This is a genomic window from Parasphingorhabdus pacifica (assembly GCF_054779195.1).
Genome location: NZ_BAAGYS010000006.1, coordinates 479,168 through 494,674, shown reverse-complemented (window position 1 = coordinate 494,674; position 15,507 = coordinate 479,168). Strand labels below are relative to the sequence as shown.

15 protein-coding genes are annotated in these 15,507 nt (G+C 69.0%); 9 read left to right on the top strand and 6 right to left on the bottom strand.

The features are described from left to right. Positions 1-679: 679 nt before the first annotated feature. The 4 genes from ACYVAN_RS08415 (at position 680) to ACYVAN_RS08400 (ending at position 3,232) form a co-directional block, all read left to right on the top strand. A complete protein-coding gene (locus ACYVAN_RS08415) occupies positions 680-1,780 on the top strand; it encodes a magnesium and cobalt transport protein CorA (protein ID WP_460957437.1) in 1,101 nt (366 codons plus the stop codon). A 155-nt stretch (positions 1,781-1,935) separates the two neighbouring features. Beyond that, complete coding sequence (locus tag ACYVAN_RS08410; protein ID WP_460957435.1) at positions 1,936-2,133, top strand: hypothetical protein; 198 nt, start codon at positions 1,936-1,938, stop codon at positions 2,131-2,133. A gap of 157 nt (positions 2,134-2,290) precedes the next feature. Then, positions 2,291-2,575 (top strand): hypothetical protein, encoded by a 285-nt coding sequence (locus ACYVAN_RS08405; RefSeq protein WP_460957433.1) that lies wholly within the window; start codon positions 2,291-2,293, stop codon positions 2,573-2,575. A 147-nt stretch (positions 2,576-2,722) separates the two neighbouring features. Beyond that, positions 2,723-3,232 (top strand): CAP domain-containing protein, encoded by a 510-nt coding sequence (locus tag ACYVAN_RS08400; protein ID WP_460957431.1) that lies wholly within the window; start codon positions 2,723-2,725, stop codon positions 3,230-3,232. A gap of 78 nt (positions 3,233-3,310) precedes the next feature. Here the strand turns inward: ACYVAN_RS08400 and ACYVAN_RS08395 are convergent, their stop codons facing one another. The 3 genes from ACYVAN_RS08395 to ACYVAN_RS08385 form a co-directional block, all read right to left on the bottom strand. Continuing rightward, positions 3,311-3,832 carry a general stress protein gene (locus tag ACYVAN_RS08395; RefSeq protein WP_460957429.1) on the bottom strand — a complete coding sequence of 174 codons (522 nt, stop codon included), beginning with the start codon at positions 3,830-3,832 and terminating at the stop codon, positions 3,311-3,313. Between the two features lie 259 nt (positions 3,833-4,091). Further along, a complete protein-coding gene (locus ACYVAN_RS08390; RefSeq protein ID WP_460957427.1) occupies positions 4,092-7,562 on the bottom strand; it encodes a patatin-like protein in 3,471 nt (1,156 codons plus the stop codon). Positions 7,563-7,891: 329 nt separating this feature from the next. Further along, positions 7,892-8,851, bottom strand: coding sequence for an HpcH/HpaI aldolase/citrate lyase family protein (locus ACYVAN_RS08385; RefSeq protein ID WP_460957425.1), 960 nt, complete (start codon positions 8,849-8,851; stop codon positions 7,892-7,894). 215 nt (positions 8,852-9,066) lie between these two features. Here ACYVAN_RS08385 and ACYVAN_RS08380 point away from each other — a divergent pair, with 215 nt between their 5' ends. After that, complete coding sequence (locus ACYVAN_RS08380) at positions 9,067-10,335, top strand: magnesium transporter MgtE N-terminal domain-containing protein (protein ID WP_460957423.1); 1,269 nt, start codon at positions 9,067-9,069, stop codon at positions 10,333-10,335. A gap of 2 nt (positions 10,336-10,337) precedes the next feature. Beyond that, positions 10,338-10,901 (top strand): DUF1003 domain-containing protein, encoded by a 564-nt coding sequence (locus tag ACYVAN_RS08375; protein WP_460957421.1) that lies wholly within the window; start codon positions 10,338-10,340, stop codon positions 10,899-10,901. Between the two features lie 23 nt (positions 10,902-10,924). Here ACYVAN_RS08375 and ACYVAN_RS08370 read toward each other — a convergent pair whose 3' ends face one another. Beyond that, on the bottom strand, positions 10,925-11,341 hold the full coding sequence (locus tag ACYVAN_RS08370; protein WP_460957419.1) for an NUDIX hydrolase: 417 nt from the start codon (positions 11,339-11,341) through the stop codon (positions 10,925-10,927). A gap of 4 nt (positions 11,342-11,345) precedes the next feature. Further along, positions 11,346-11,837 (bottom strand): MarR family winged helix-turn-helix transcriptional regulator, encoded by a 492-nt coding sequence (locus ACYVAN_RS08365; RefSeq protein WP_460957418.1) that lies wholly within the window; start codon positions 11,835-11,837, stop codon positions 11,346-11,348. A gap of 157 nt (positions 11,838-11,994) precedes the next feature. On the opposite strand from ACYVAN_RS08365, the gene ACYVAN_RS08360 reads away from it, so the two are divergent. Beyond that, positions 11,995-13,131, top strand: a complete 1,137-nt coding sequence (locus tag ACYVAN_RS08360) for an Mrp/NBP35 family ATP-binding protein (RefSeq protein WP_460957416.1) — start codon at positions 11,995-11,997, stop codon at positions 13,129-13,131. Between the two features lie 118 nt (positions 13,132-13,249). Here the strand turns inward: ACYVAN_RS08360 and ACYVAN_RS08355 are convergent, their stop codons facing one another. Next, positions 13,250-13,894, bottom strand: coding sequence for an O-methyltransferase (locus ACYVAN_RS08355; protein WP_460957414.1), 645 nt, complete (start codon positions 13,892-13,894; stop codon positions 13,250-13,252). A 235-nt stretch (positions 13,895-14,129) separates the two neighbouring features. Here ACYVAN_RS08355 and sigE point away from each other — a divergent pair, with 235 nt between their 5' ends. After that, positions 14,130-14,729 (top strand): RNA polymerase sigma factor SigE, encoded by a 600-nt coding sequence (gene sigE / locus ACYVAN_RS08350; RefSeq protein ID WP_460957412.1) that lies wholly within the window; start codon positions 14,130-14,132, stop codon positions 14,727-14,729. Continuing rightward, positions 14,726-15,424 carry an anti-sigma factor family protein gene (locus ACYVAN_RS08345; RefSeq protein WP_460957410.1) on the top strand — a complete coding sequence of 233 codons (699 nt, stop codon included), beginning with the start codon at positions 14,726-14,728 and terminating at the stop codon, positions 15,422-15,424. The genes sigE and ACYVAN_RS08345 overlap by 4 nt, the downstream gene beginning before the upstream one ends. Positions 15,425-15,507: the final 83 nt, after the last annotated feature.

Here is a 15,507-nt window from a genome sequence, read left to right as displayed (position 1 = left end):
AGAAATCCTTCGTTCGGCGGTATGCGGGCGAAAGCCACCGAAATCGCGGACTCCGAGTCGTCGCAACCCTCCACCCGGCGCACTTTTCGGCCGACCGCGAACGACTCCCGCAGGATTCTCGGGCCGCTGCGCGCAAGACATCCGAACACACTTTTCGCAGGTGACAATACCGCAGACCACCCAGGAAGCGAGTGCTGCGACTTTCACCACACCCGAACGGAATGGGATTGCCCTCGGCGGCCCCGGCCCAACTGCGCGCGCGGAATTGTTTACCGCGCAAAGACCACCCCATGCGAATAGTCGCATCAGTGCATACCACGATCAATGCGCCATTCGGACATGAGTGCCGAAAGCCGTCGGGGTCGCGGCGCGAAAAAATCACCCGTTTTGCCGTCGGGGCGACGCAGCGTCCCGACGCGCCATCGGCCGCCGCGAGGCTCGGGGTACCGTGACCGGGTCGACGACCATCGTCCCCGCGCGGGCGAGGACATCCGGGAGGTGAGGGATCGTGAGTAGCAGTGCGGACAGCGCACTCCCGTGCAGTATCGGCCGCATCCCCGCCGGCGAAGTCCGCCGCTAGGAGAAGCACCGCGGGTTCACCCCCGCAGGGCGAACCCGCGGCACCGGCCGGGATGCGAGCCACCGCAGGAAATTCGCTCAGCCTTCCCGCGTCAGCACCATGGAGGTCGCCGTGGCCGCATTGCCCAGGCTCGGTCTGCGTCAACGCGTAGGCCGGATCAACCGCAGCGCACGCTCTCGCCCGCGCACTCCGCAACCCACCGCGACGCACGTGGTCGACTGCGCGGTCTATGTGGACGGCGAACGGCTCGACGGGGCGTGGACGCACGAAGAAGCCATCACCGAGGTTCGTCGACGCGACGCAGGGTTCGTCTGGATCGGCATGCACGAACCGAACGAGCAGCAGATCAACGGGCTCGCGGAAACCTTCGGACTGCACGAGCTGGCGGTCGAGGACGCGGTGCACGCGCACCAGCGCCCCAAGCTCGAACGCTACGACACGACGTTGTTCATGGTGCTCAAAACCGTCCGCTACATCGCGAACGAGAAGCTGTCGGCCAACAGCGAGATCGTCGAGAGCGGTGAGCTGATGGCGTTCGTGGGACGAGATTTCGTCATCACGGTGCGGCACGGCAAGCACGCCGGATTGGCCCAGATCCGCCGCCAGCTGGAAGCGGACCCGGAGCAGCTCGCGCTGGGCCCCGCCGCCGTGCTGCACGGCATCGCCGACCACGTCGTGGACACCTACCTCGAGGTCACCGAGGCGATCCAGTACGACATCGACGAGATCGAAGCGGCCGTGTTCGCACCTCGTACCAAGATCGACGCCGAGCACATCTACCTGATGAAGCGCGAGGTCATGGAACTCCGCCGCGCGGTGATGCCGCTGGCCAAACCACTGCAACGGCTCGCCGAGGGATACACACCGACGGTTCCCGAGCAGGTGCGTTCGTACTTCCGTAATGTCGACGACCACTTGACGACGGTTTCCGAGCGCGTCGCGTCCTTCGACGAACTGCTGACAACGCTGGTCGACGCCACCCTCGCCAAAATCACGCTGCAGCAGAACACGGACATGCGCAAGATCTCGGCATGGGTCGCGATCATCTCGACGCCGACCATGATCGCCGGGATCTACGGGATGAACTTCGAGGTCATGCCGGAGACCGAGATGGCTTTCGGGTATCCGGTGACGCTGCTGGTGATGATGGTCGCCTGCGTGGTGCTGTTCAACATCTTCCGGCGGAACAAGTGGCTTTGACCCGCCGGTGTAACGAAACTCGCCTCTGCGACGATGTCCCAGGCGTGGCGTTCGTTCACCTCGCCACTTCTTTCCCGGCTCTCGGCCGGAGCGCGACGTCGCGCATCGCCATCGAGCAGTTTCGAGGCACCACACCCATCTGGGAGGAGGCAGTCATGCCCGTCGTGTCGAAGCACCGGCCAACGGCCCGGCATCGATTGCTGCGCTTCGTGGGTCACGAACCTCCCGGACGAAGTCCCGTCGTGCGTCGGATTCTCGCCGCGGACTCGCGCCGCACCGCGTGGCTCGAGCGAAAACCCGGCGCGATGTGGGACCCGGTCACCACCGCCTCGCGCGCCGCACTCGCGCGCTGACGTAAGGCACCGCACCTCACATCGAGAAGCGCGTTCGCATTCGCCGGACCGTTCTCGCCTTTCCAGCAGCGCCGCACGGCGCTCGTTCCGGCGGAACCGGACCGGCAAGCCGACACCCCCGGGCCCAGGCCCGGACCTGCGACAAGACAGTCGAACGGTGGTCGCCCACCACCGCCCCCGCACCGCCGCACGCCGCGTCGAGTTCTCGCGCGCAGATCTCCTGCGACGCGACGTCCTCCGCCTGACCAGCGACGACCGGGAGCAACTGTGGGTTGCCAAGCCGCTCGGCCCACACCGTAGCGAGAAAGGCCCCCGCCACGGCCTTTCACTGGGAGGCAGCGCCATGGCCCGTTTGATGAGCAACAACAAGTTCACCGTCCTGTCTGCCCTGATCATGGGCTGGATCGGCACGCTGTTCGTGATCATCGCGAATCAGGTGTGAAGTGACCGGTGTGGACACTCCGAAGCGAGTTCCTTTCGCGTGAGAGCGCACTGAGCGGCGTTCCCCGGTTCCGGGGAACGACCGCGCCACGTCGGCTCGACCGGGCTATAACTCCGGCACGGATGCCGACGTGCAGGAGACCCGCGAATGCGTACCTTCCGAAGCAACCGAGCACTGCTCACCTCGATGCTGCTGGCCTCGACCCTGTTGCCCGGGACCGCCAATGCGGCTCCGCACGAAGCGCACCGCGCACCGTCGCTGGAACGGCAGGTCTTGTCCATGACCAATTCGGCGCGGAGGTGGGTCGGCTGTCCTCCGTTGCACCTCGCTCCCGCGTTGAATCGGGCCGCGCGGGCGCACAGCATCGAGATGGCCGAGGAGGGCTACTTCGACCACATCAGTCCCGACGGCAGCGATCCAGGGGGCCGAGCGCTCGATGCCGGGTATCCGAGCAACTTCGTCGCCGAGAACATCGCAGCCGGAAACGGCCTCGCCGGGCGCACCTTCCGGCAGTGGATGAACAGTTCCGGGCATCGGCGCAACATTCTCGACTGCACCTACACCGATCTCGGGGTCGGACACGCGTTTCGCCCCGACAGCCGGTACGGGCACTACTGGGTGCAGGAACTGGGCAACCCGCATCTCACCAGCCGTTGACGGCGCCACCGCACGCCCGTGCGCACGAAGCGAGGGCTGCCGGGTCACGTCGCCGACAGCCCTCGCGTTCCCGGTTTTCTACTGCGCCGTCGGCGGGCGCATGGCGAGCCTGGCGAGCATGTCGCGGCCCCGCTCGGCGTGGCTCGGTTGGCTGAGCACGTCGTAGCGTCCGGCCACCAGCTGACTCGCCGAGGAGAAGTCGCGCCGCCCTTTCGTCGAGGCGTACCCGACGGCGGCGAAGACCAGACCGAACACGACACCAGTGCCGAGACCGACCAGGACCGGGAGGAACCAGGAGTCCTGCTCGGCGAACAGTCCCATGATCAAGCCTACGAACAGACCGAACCACGCACCCGACGCGGCCCCGCCACCGAGCACGCGGCCCCAGGTGAGCCGACCGGTGACCCGCTCGACGAGCATCAGGTCGACTCCGACGATGGTGACCTCCTGGACCGGGAACTCCTGGTCGGCCAAGTGGTCAACAGCGCGTTGAGCTTCCTCGTAGGTACTGTACGAACCGATCGGCCAACCGGTCGGCGGGGTGGGCAGATTCGGTGCACCCGGCGCCGACCGGCCGGGGCCGGTAAACGGGTTGGACACCTCGGACACCTCCGTGCGGCTGACGTCATTACCGGACCGTTCGCGGTCGAATCCGCGGTGGCCCGGCGGTCGGGGTTATTGTCCCCTGCCGCCAGGCTACTCTGCCGCCCGCGAACCGAGATCGACTCGGTGCCGAGACCGGCCTGAAGGCCGCTCAGCAGCTCCGACGTGGACCGCTGCCGACCGCACGCGTGCGTGGTGGCACCGGAGAACGGCGACGGCTCGCGTACCCGCCGCTCGGCAGACCGCGAAAGGTTCTCTAAGCGGGTCGCGGTCGTGGTCGGAGCACATCCACCGAGCCGACCAGCGCCATCTGGGCGTAAGCGGTGGCCACCGTCGCCACCACGAGCCAGTGCGGCCCGCTGTACCCCAACAGCACCGCGCCGAAGACCACAGCGGTCAGCGCGGTGGCCGCGAACCGCCCGGCGTAGCGGTACGCGAACGTGGCCAACCACGTCAGCACGACCGCCGCTTCGAGCATTCCGAAGGCGCCCAGTCGGAACCCGGACAGCACGGCCCCGACGAGTCCCGCCAGCAACACCGCGGCGAGCAGGGCGGCGGGCAACCACCGCGCCAATCCACGCCCCCGCCCGATCAGTGCCCAGGACAGCCACACCGCGAACACGACGGACAGGGGAAAGGCAACGTAAAAGCCTGCCCCCGACGTGCCGGAGAAGTCGAAGACCGACGCCGTGCCGACCGATTCCCCAGCGGCGGCCGATTCCCCAACGGCGGCCGGGCCGGTCGGGTGGCAAGCCCGGTCCGCTTGCCCGAACGCGTCCGGTGGACAGCCGCTCCCGCCGGTGTCCTGGCCGCTCACCGCGACCGTGCTCGGCTGCCCGGTCCCCGGTTCCGAAGCGACGGCGGGGTCGAAACCGAGCCCCGACGTCGCCGCGGACGCACCGGCCAACGTGCAAACGACCGCGGCCAGGAACGCGACCGCCGCCACGCGTCGCGGCGCCGAAACCGCGAGCACGAGCGCGGCCAGCAACGGCTTGGCCACGAGCATCCCCAGGCGCCCGAACCACTCGAGCAGGCTGTGTCCGCGGGGTTGGACCGCTCGGCAGGCCAGCAGACCGAGCCGGGTGGCCATCGTCGCGGTCCGCTGCTCCCCCAGATCGACCAGTCGCTGGCGGCCGACGGAGTAGTTCTTGACGCTGCGCGCGAGGCGGTCCGGGATCGCGGGGGTCGATGCGGCACCACCGTTCGGGTCGGCACCGATCTCCACCCCTTCGACGAACGGGATCTCCCCGGCCGCAATCGTCCAGTGCAGGCGTTCGGTGACGACCTCGCGGGTACGCGGCAGCGGATGCACGTCTTCGGGACGCTCGAACATCGCCCGGATCTCGGCGCTCACCTCGTGCTCGTTGCCCGCCCACAGCTCGGCCAGGAACGCGGCCCACTGCTTGCGCTTCGCCTCGTCGAGTTCACCCAGCTCGGCACTGCTGAGTCGGGTGACGACCTGGCGCAGGGTCGCGAGCACGCCGGAAGCGCCGTCTTCGGAGTTCTGCCGGACGAGCCGCACCGGATCGAGCAGGAGATCGACGAGGCTGGTGGCCGCGTCCATGCGGCCCCACATCCAATCGTTGGCCCGCCACTTGGCGGACAGGAACGCCCCGAAGTTGCCCAGGTCGCCGCCGCGGATCTTGTTCTCCGTGCCCAACCTCTCGGCGCCCCGAGTGAGCCCCCGGAACGGCAGCGGGGTTTGCGCATCACCGACGACGCGCAGGAGGTTGATGTGCGTGCCGGGTGCCCGCCCCACGTCCAACGGAGCGGTGAGGACGACGAGTCGGCGCAGCACATCGAGCCGCTGTTCCGCCTGTTCCAACAGCTCGTACCCCAGCTGAGCGGGTTCGTCCGCGTGGGTTCGTTCGGGCGCGGCCGTCGCCAGCCGGTCGGCGAGGCCGTGCAGCATCGCGGTGGCCTCGGCAACGGCGTCGACGCGATCAGCGTCGTCGTCGACCGCATCGGCCCCCGAAGAGTCCACGATGGACATCAGCTCGCCCGCGAACTCGGCCAGCGCCCGCTGGAACCTCGCGCCGCCGTCGACCTCGGCCAGCACCGCGCCGAGCAGGGGGCTGATCGGCGACGGAAGGTGGTGTTGCAGGCGGAACCGCCGCTGTGCGACCCGGGTCACCCAACCATCGAGTTCGCCTGGATCGACGATCGGTTCGAGCCGGGCACCGTTAACCCAGTAGCGGTCGGCATGCCCCTCGAGCACGTCGGCGAACGCTTGGAGGCGATACAGCGCGGTCTTGCAGCGCCCGATCTCCGGAAGCCGCTCGCGCGCCGCCCACCGCTCGATGTCCCTGGCCCAACCGAGACATTCCTGGACCGCCGAGCGCAGTGCGCGGACATCGTCGAACACCTCGGCGGGGTCGGTGGCCGCCCGTTCACCCATGCATTGGGAGAGGTGTCGCCCCAGCAGGCTGCGGGCCGGTGCCGACCAGCCGGCCAGCGGATCCCCGAGGACCGGAGGAAGCAGGTCGTCGTCGCCGGTGCCGTCCGGGTCGGTGAGCAGCCGGTGCACCTCCTGGGCATCCAGCTCCGCCCGCACCACGGCGTGATCCCGCCGGACCGCGGCGGTCTGCTCCTCGAGCACCCGGTGCCGCTGGTCCGCCGGGGTGCTTCGCAGTTCGGCGAACAACGCCCTGCGGCGCAACCCGGTGCGGGCGACCGCGCGATTGTGCTCGTCGAGGGCGTTGAGGTCGGCGAGCAACGACTCCTGCGAGAGCCGGGTCTGCACCGCCGTCGAAGCGACCGGCAGGGCGAACTGCCGCCCGCGGGGGCGTTCCTCCTCCGCGGCCTCCGGTTCCGGGTTCAGGTAGAGCAGCCACCGGGCGCTCGGGCGGTCCGCGGGCGAGGCCGCCATCGCCTCGATGGCGGCGGTGACGGGAATGTTGTCCAACACGCCACCGTCGATCACCCGGAACGGTTTGGCGCCCGAATCGGTTGCGACCTCCGAGAACCTGCCGAACATGTCGGGTTCTCCCGGTGGAGCGCTGCCGGGCGCCGAATGCACGTTCGCCGGTTCGAACGCGAACGGGAAGGACGAAGTGGTCCTGGCCGCGTGCGCCAGTTGCAGAACCGTGTCGTCGAAGTCCTTGCCGGTCCCGAAATCCGACAGGGGCTGCCCCGGCCGTCCTCGGTGGCGGAAACGGAACGACGCCGTACGACGTTCCTCCAGCATCGGGCCGGACCGTCCGTCGAAGTGCTTCTCGACGACCGGGTCGAGCAGGGTCGCGGTCAGCAGCAGATCGGCCCGGTCGACGGCCTTTCGCTCGTTGTTGTCGGCAGGAACGTTCTCCCGGAGAACATCGGCGAGCTGCTTCCGGAAGTACGCGTCGCCTTCCAGCAGGGATCGTGGCGGTGCTTGCCAGAACTTCGGGATCGGCCGGGCCATCGACTCCAGGTCGCCCAGGCTGACCCACGTCTCGCGCATGGTCTCGAAGGGCATGCCGTAGACCAGCGACGCGCTCAGCAACGTCGCGTTCAGCCCGCCCGCCGACGTTCCGGCCAGCACATCGATGCGCACGGAGTCGTACCCGGCCAGCGCGGACAAGCCGGCCCAGGGATGTTCCGCCGAGGCCTCGTCGTCCAGCGCTCTCCGCAGCCGGTCGATCTCGGCGACGGCTCCGCCGATCCACACCGCCATGCTGGCCCCGCCGCGCATGGCCAATGCCAAGCGCAGTTCCTGCTCGTTTTCCTTCACCGGCCCAGCGGTGGTCACGTCGCCGCTCCGCCCTCCATCGACATTTCCATTCGAGCGGAAACTACCGCCTGCGCCCCACGGGTGGAATGACGACCGGTTTGACCACCCGCCTGGCGGCACGGTCGCTGCTCCGCGCGCACCAGCACCGTCGTCCGGGCGGCACAGCGACGCCCTCGACCCGGCTGGACGAGAGCCTGCTTCGATCCACAGTGGACGATCGGACCGTCGTGGTGGTTCCGCGCGGCCGGTCACCCGGACACCGGCCGGCACCGGCTCCCCATCGACGCCGGGTCACTCCGCCGGCGGGCTCCACCGGTCCGTGCGGTCCATGCCCGCGGCCCGCCCGGTCACTCCGCCGGCGGGCTCCACCGGTCCGTGCGGTCCATGCCCGCGGCCCGCCCCTTCCCCGCGATGACCAGCGCCATCTTGCGGGAGGCTTCGTCGATCATCTCGTCGCCGAGCATCGCCGCACCGCGTTTGCCGCCGGCCTCCGAGGTGTGCCAGTCGTAGGCGTCCAGGATGTTCTCCGCGTGGTCGTAGTCCTCCTGGCGTGGCGAGAACATCTCGTTGACCGCGTCCACCTGCGCCGGGTGCAGCACCCATTTACCGTCGAAGCCGAGAGCCGCCGATCGTCCACCCACCGCGCGCAGCCCGTCGACGTCCTTGATCTGCAGGTAGGGGCCGTCGACCACCTGCAGGTCGTGCGCCCTGGCCGCCATCAGCAGCCGCATCAGGGTGTAGTGGTAGGCATCGCCCACGTCGTAGCCGGGCGGCTGGTGACCGACCACGAGGGAACGCATGTTGATCGAGGCCATGAAGTCGGCGGGCCCGAAGACCAACGCCTCCACCCGTGGTGATGCGCTCGCGATGGCGTCGACCTCCACCAGGCCCTTGGCGTCCTCGATCTGCGGTTCGATGCCGATCCGGCCCACTTCCAGCCCGGTCGCCTTCTCCACCTGGGTCAGCGTCATGTCGAGCCACCGCACGTGGTCGGCGGTGCTGACCTTGGGCAGGATGATCGTGTCGAGGGCGGCTCCCGCTCCTTCCACGACCTCCACAACATCGCGGTAGGTCCATTCGGTGGTGAGATCGTTGACCCGGACCGAACGCGTCTTGCCTTCCCAGCCACCGTCGTTGAGCGTGGTCACGACCCGCTCGCGCGCCTCCGCCTTGGCCAGTGGCGCGACCGCGTCCTCGAGATCGAGGAAGAACTGGTCGACGGTGAGGCCACGCGCCTTCTCGATCATCTTGGCGCTGGAGCCCGGAACCGCCAGGCAGGTGCGGCGGGGACGTTGGCGGTCGACCACGGAAAACCTCCTCTTCGGACAATGACTGGTGACGTGTCTAGCACGCATGAGCCCTCGAGCGACTGTGACAACGATCGCGACGAGCCGGCTTGTGCCGACCCCGGACATATCGACACGTCCGCACGGCGTCGCGCACCCACCGCCGTCGTCATGTTCGGCTCGGGGCGATCTCGGACGCGCTGCCCACCCCGCCCGCAGCCACTAGCCTGAGCGGCGTGGCAGGCACGACCAGGGTTTTCGCGGCGCAGCTGGCGGGGTTGACGGTGTTCGGCCCCGATGGCGAGTCGATCGGCAAAGTCCGCGATGTGGTCACCGGGCTGCGCGTCGGACGCCAACCGCCACGAGTGCTCGGCCTGGTGATGGAGATGTCGCCACGGCGGCGCGTGTTCGTCCCGATGCTTCGGGTGACCCGCATCGAACCCAACGCGGTGATGCTGGCGACCGGTTCGGTGAACATGCGCCGGTTCCACCAGCGGCCGAACGAGAAACTGGTACTCGGCCAGCTTCTCGACGTCAGGGTGACGATCACGGCCAGCGGGGCGCAGGCGGTCCTGGTCGACGTCGCGATGGAGCAGACCCGCACCCGGGACTGGATGATCAGCAGGCTGGCCGTCCGCGAACGCTCCGGCAAGCTCGGTCGTCGCTCGCCGACGCAGGTACTGGACTGGGACCAGGTCTCCGGACTGTTCGCGAACGTGTTGTCCACCCAGCCGCAGGGCGCGCAACAGCTGCTCGCCCTGTTCGACACGATGCGCGCCGTTGACGTGGCGAGCACCCTGCACGAGCTGCCCGCCAAGCGCCGCTACGAGGTCGCCGAGGCGCTCGACGACGAGCGGTTGGCCGACGTCGTGGAGGAACTCCCGGAGGAGGACCAGAAGGACCTGCTGAAACACCTCGGCGAGGAGCGCGCCGTCGATGTGCTGGAGGCGATGAACCCCGACGACGCCGCGGACCTGCTCGCCGAGCTGTCCGAAGTGGACAAGGAACGGTTGCTGGGGATGATGGCACCCGCCGAATCCGCACCGGTGAAGCGGCTGCTGGAGTACTCCTTCGACTCCGCGGGCGGCCTCATGACTCCGGAACCGGTCGTCCTCGCGCCCGACTCCACCATCGCCGAAGCCCTGGCGACGGTTCGCAACGCCGACCTTCCGGTGGCCGTCGCCAGCATGGTGTTCGTGTGCCGCCCGCCCTCGGTGCCCCCCACAGGCCGCTACCTGGGCTGCGTGCACATCCAACGCCTGTTGCGCGAGCCTCCGTCCGCGCTGGTGGCCGGGGCGCTGGACACGGATCTGGCGAGCCTTCGGTCGAGCGCGTCGCTTTCCGAGCTCACCCGCTACTTCGCCGCCTACAACCAGGTGTGCGGGCCGGTGCTCGACGACGAGGAGCACTTGCTCGGCGCGGTCGCCGTCGACGACCTGCTCGACCACCTGCTCCCGGAGAACTGGCGCGAGAGCGGGCTCCCCGAACACGACTCGGTGCGGTGACCATGCCCGAGCTGTCCCAGCGCCGCCTCGACCAGCCACGCGCCTCCCGCCGGTTTCCGGTGGAGGTGAACCCCGACCTGTTCGGTCAGGTCTCCGAGCGCGTCGCCAGGTTCCTCGGTACCGGCAAGTTCCTGTTCTGGATGACGCTGTTCGTGTTCACCTGGATCGTGCTGAACGTGTTCGCGGTGGGCCTGCGCTGGGACCCGTACCCGTTCATCCTGCTGAACCTGGCGTTCTCCACCCAGGCGTCGTACGCGGCCCCGCTGATCCTGCTCGCCCAGAACCGGCAGGACGACCGGGACCGGGTCGCGCTGGAGGAGGATCGCGCCCGCGCGGAACAGACCAGGGCCGACACCGAGTACCTCGCGCGTGAGCTGGCCTCGCTGCGACTGGCCGTGGGCGAGGTGGCCACCCGCGACTTCCTGCGCGGCGAGCTGGACCGGCTCCGCGACGAGTTGCCCGGAGCCGAGAGCGCGGCGAGCAGACGCCGCCGGAGCGCCGCACGCGCCGACTCCACGGTCCAGGACGATTCACCGCCTCCGGAACCGCAGGAGGGCCAGGACTGACCGGGGCGAGCTCTCAGCTCCGATCAGGCGGACCCGGTGACCGCGGACAGGTCGTTCCACAACGCCACCACGGCGGGTGCCGTCTCCGGCCGGGCCCCGTACTCGACCGCCGTCATCCATTCCACCTCGGCGATCTCGGCCGCCGGTCGCGGTGCCCCCTCGACCTCGGCCGCGTAGCAGCCGAGGTTCACCCGCACACCGACTCCCTGCCCGCACGCGTCGGTGACGTAGCGGCCGACGAACCGCTCCGAGCGGGGACGCAGCACCAGCCCCAGCTCCTCCCGGACCTCCCGGTGGAGAGCGTGCAGCTCGGTCTCACCCGGGTCGATCTTGCCACCCGGCAGGTAGAAGGCGCTCTGCTTCTTCGAACGAACCAGCAGCAGTCGACCGTCCACCACGTGGACCAGCCCGACAGCGCGGATCGGGTTTCCCGCACTCATGCGTTCAAGCTTGCGCCCGCGAGCCCGGCGGTGCGGGCACACCCCCGTCGGCGAGCTGCGCGCAGGTGCGAGCGAGCTCCTCGACACCGTCGGCGCCGAGCGCGGAGAGGAAATAGCGCGCGACCCCGCGCCGGTGCGTGTCGGCGGCCCCCTCCAGCCGGTCCCGCCCGCGCTCGGTGATCACAGCCAGTACTCCACGTCCATCGGAGTCGACCCGGACTCGGCCGACGAGCCCCAGGCGCTCCAGCCGGTCCACCAGTCGCGTCACCCCGGAGCGGGAGAGAAGCACCGCGTCGGCGAGTTCGGTCATGCGCAGTCGCGTGTCCGGCGCTTCGGCGAGCGCGCTGAGCACGTCGTAGGCCGCGAGCGTCAGCCGTTGCTCGGCGATCAGGTCGCTCTCCAGGCAACGCGTCACCCTCGCGTGCGCGCGCAGGAAGCATCGGTAGGCCGACATCTCGGTTCGACCGGGTAATCGATCAAGACCCGTCTCGGTCACGGAGATCAATGCTACGGAACGGAGTCGAACAAACGCGAAGCGCCCCCATGTTTTGCCTCACATCAGGCCAGAACGTGAGCCACTACTGACGGATGCCTACCGGTCCGTAGCATGAAGAGTAGAGCGCACGCGCAGGAAGGGTCGGTGTCAGGCAACCGTGACCAGTACGCAGTCCCCCACTGAAGAGGCCGTCCGGCAGGCCCTCAGCACAGTCGAGGACCCCGAGATCCACAAACCCATCACGGATCTGGGCATGCTCAAGTCCGTGTCCATCGGATCCGATGGTGCCGTCGCGATCGGGGTGTACCTGACCGTCCAGGGCTGCCCGATGCGGGAAACCATCACCCAGCGGGTCGAGTCGGCCGTGACGGCGGTCGAGGGTGTCCAGAACGTCGAGGTCGAACTCGACGTGATGAGCGACGAGCAGCGCACCGAACTCCGCAAGATGCTGCGCGGCAACACCGACGAACCCCGCATCCCGTTCGCCGAACCCGGTTCGATGACCCGCGTGTACTGCGTCGCGTCCGGCAAGGGCGGTGTCGGGAAGTCCAGCGTGACGGTCAATCTGGCCGCATCGATGGCCGAACGCGGCCTGTCGGTCGGCGTGGTCGACGCCGACATCTACGGACACTCCGTCCCGAGGATGCTCGGCTCGGCGGGCAAACCGACCCAGGTCGACCAGATGATCATGCCGCCCCAGGCGCACGGCGTGAAGCTGATCTCGATCGGCATGTTCACCCCGGGCAACACCCCGGTCGTGTGGCGTGGCCCGATGCTGCACCGCGCGTTGCAGCAGTTCCTCTCCGACGTCTTCTGGGGAGACCTCGACGTCCTGCTGCTGGACCTGCCCCCGGGCACCGGCGACATCGCGCTGTCGACCGCGCAGTTGATCCCGAACGCGGAGCTGCTGGTGGTCACCACCCCGCAGCAGGCCGCCGCGGAGGTGGCCGAGCGCGCCGGGGCGATCGCGATGCAGACCCGGCAACGCCTGGCGGGCGTGGTCGAGAACATGTCGTGGATGGAGATGCCCGACGGTCAGCGGATGGAGATCTTCGGTTCCGGCGGCGGGCAGATCGTGGCCGACTCGCTGAGCAAGTCCGTCGGCGCCGAGGTCCCGTTGCTCGGGCAGGTCCCGCTGGACACTCGGCTGCGCGAGTCCGGGGACTCCGGCAGGCCGCTGGTGCTCGACGATCCGGAGTCACCGGCCTCCGTCGTGCTCAGCGACGTCGCCAAGCGGCTCTCCACCCGCGCGCGGGGACTCTCCGGGCAGCTGCTGTCGGTTTCCCCCGCCTGAGACCGGACGGACCGGCGCGGCTTCGCGGGACCCGTCGTCCTACGCGAGGTCGCGCCGGGAAACCGTCCCCGGCCGGTGGGTTCCCGGCCGACGGAGGCGGGCGGCAGAAACTCGTGCCTCACGCCCGTGCGACGGCGAGCAACCCCTCTCCCACCGGCAGTGCCACCGGGATCAGCTCCTCCGCGGCCTGGATCCGACCGGCCAGTTCGAGCAGCGCACGAGCGTCCTCTTCCCGGCCCGGCGCCACATCGGCCCCTTCCGAACCGAGACCGGCGAACACGATCACCCCGCCGGCCCGCAGCAACCGCGTGCCCAGGTCGAGCAATCGCGGGTACTCGGTCCGCGCGGCGTCCACCAGCACCAGGTCGTAGGTGTCCTCGGACAACCTCGGCAGCACCTTCGACGCCACTCCCGTGATCAACCGCGCGCGCGAGTTCGGAATCCCCGCATCGGACAACTTCGCCCGCACCGCCCGCTGCGCATCGGGGTCGCGGTCGATCGAGGTCAGCACCCCTTCGGGAAGCATGCCGCGCAGCAACCACACTGCGTTCTCGCCCGAACCGGCACCGATTTCAACCACAGCTCTGGCGCGCAGCGCGGTCGCGATGAACCATAGGAAGCGGGCCGTAGAAGCGGCTATGGGGACGTCCTCGGCGACAACGGGGGTGTTCTCGTCCGCGGTGTCGACTTCGTCGCCGGAGAAGCGGCGCTGCAGGTTTCCCCGGCCCGTGGGCCCGGCACCAACCGGTGTCTCGGGTATCACGGTGCGCAAGGTTAACGCCGTACAACGGTGGTGTTCGCCGATCGGGTCACATCGTTAGAAGGCTGTTTCTCTCAGGCGACTCTCAGTCGACTTTCATCTCCACCTCACCATCGTGGTGGAGAGTGGTGTTCGGCAACACCGGGAATCCTTCACCCGAAGTCGACGGCCCCGGAACAAAGCGCCGGGCCCGTCCGTTGTCCCGGTGCAACACCCTCAGGAGGTGGCGTTTCGTCCGATGGCAACACAGCAGCTGAGCCTGGCCGACGACACTGGCCAGCACACCCCCGCCACGACCGTCCCCGAAGCGGCCTGGACGCCGCCGTCCTGGGACGAGGTCGTCCGTGAGCACGCCGATCGGGTATACCGGCTGGCCTACCGACTATCCGGCAACAAGCACGACGCCGAGGACCTGACCCAGGAGACCTTCATCCGGGTCTTCCGCTCCCTGGCGTCCTACAAGCCCGGCACGTTCGAGGGCTGGTTGCACCGCATCACCACCAACCTGTTCCTCGACATGGCCCGCCGCAGGACGCGGTTGCGCATGGAGGGCCTGCCGGAGGACACGGACCGGCTGCCCAGTGGTGCGCCCAGTCCGGAACAGGTCTTCGCGAACACCCACCTCGACCCGGACCTGCAGGTCGCGCTCGACGACCTCCCGCCGGAGTTCCGCGCCGCTGTCGTGCTCTGCGACGTCGAAGGCCTCTCCTACGAGGAGATCGGCACCACCTTGGGCGTCAAGCTCGGTACCGTGCGAAGCAGGATCCACCGTGGCCGCCAAATGCTGAAGGCCACACTGGAAATGCGCCGCAAGCATGCTCAGGAGGACTCGGCATGACAGGTTTGCGTGGGTGGGGTCTGCCCGAAGGACACCTCGCGCTGGACGCGCTCGTGGCATTCGTCGACGGCGAGCTGAGCCCGAGCGCGCACGACCGCGCGGTCGCTCACCTCGCACACTGTCCGGCCTGCGCCTCGGACGCCTCATCGCAACGGCAGGCGCGGGCAGCCGTGCAGTCCGCCGAAACGCCCTCGATCTCGTCCGGACTGTTGCACCAGTTGCAGTCCATCCCGACCAGCGCCGAACTGCCGGACCGGCCGGACGAGCTCGGAGTGACCGAAGACGGCCAGCTCGTCGCGGTCGATCCCACGCGCGCTCGCGGCAAGAGCACGCCACTCGGGGCCGGCGCGAAGTTCGGCAACGGACACGCGTTCGGCACCGGCACCAAACTGGGCGACCGCGCCGAGCAGAATCCGTCGCGTCAGCAAGGACGGCGGACCCGCCAAGGTGCCGGGGTGGTCTTCTCCGGCCTGGTGCTGGGAGCGCTGGCGTTGATGACGGTGCCGACCGAGGACGAGCAGGAGAACCCGGTCAACGGACCGGCTCCCTACCCTGGCGGCCCCCATGACCAGGCGGTCGTTCCGGCCTCTGCCGGGGAGAGCACCTCATCCGAACCCGCTCCTTCCTCCCGGCCGCGGGTGGCGGCGAACACCGCGACGGTGCCGGCCACGACATCGCTCGCGTCGCAGCCCTGACCGACCCGGCCGTCGCCGCGGAACCAGCGAAAGCCGCGCGGCAACGACCCGATGTCCGCACTGCACGCGCAGGAGTCCCCCAC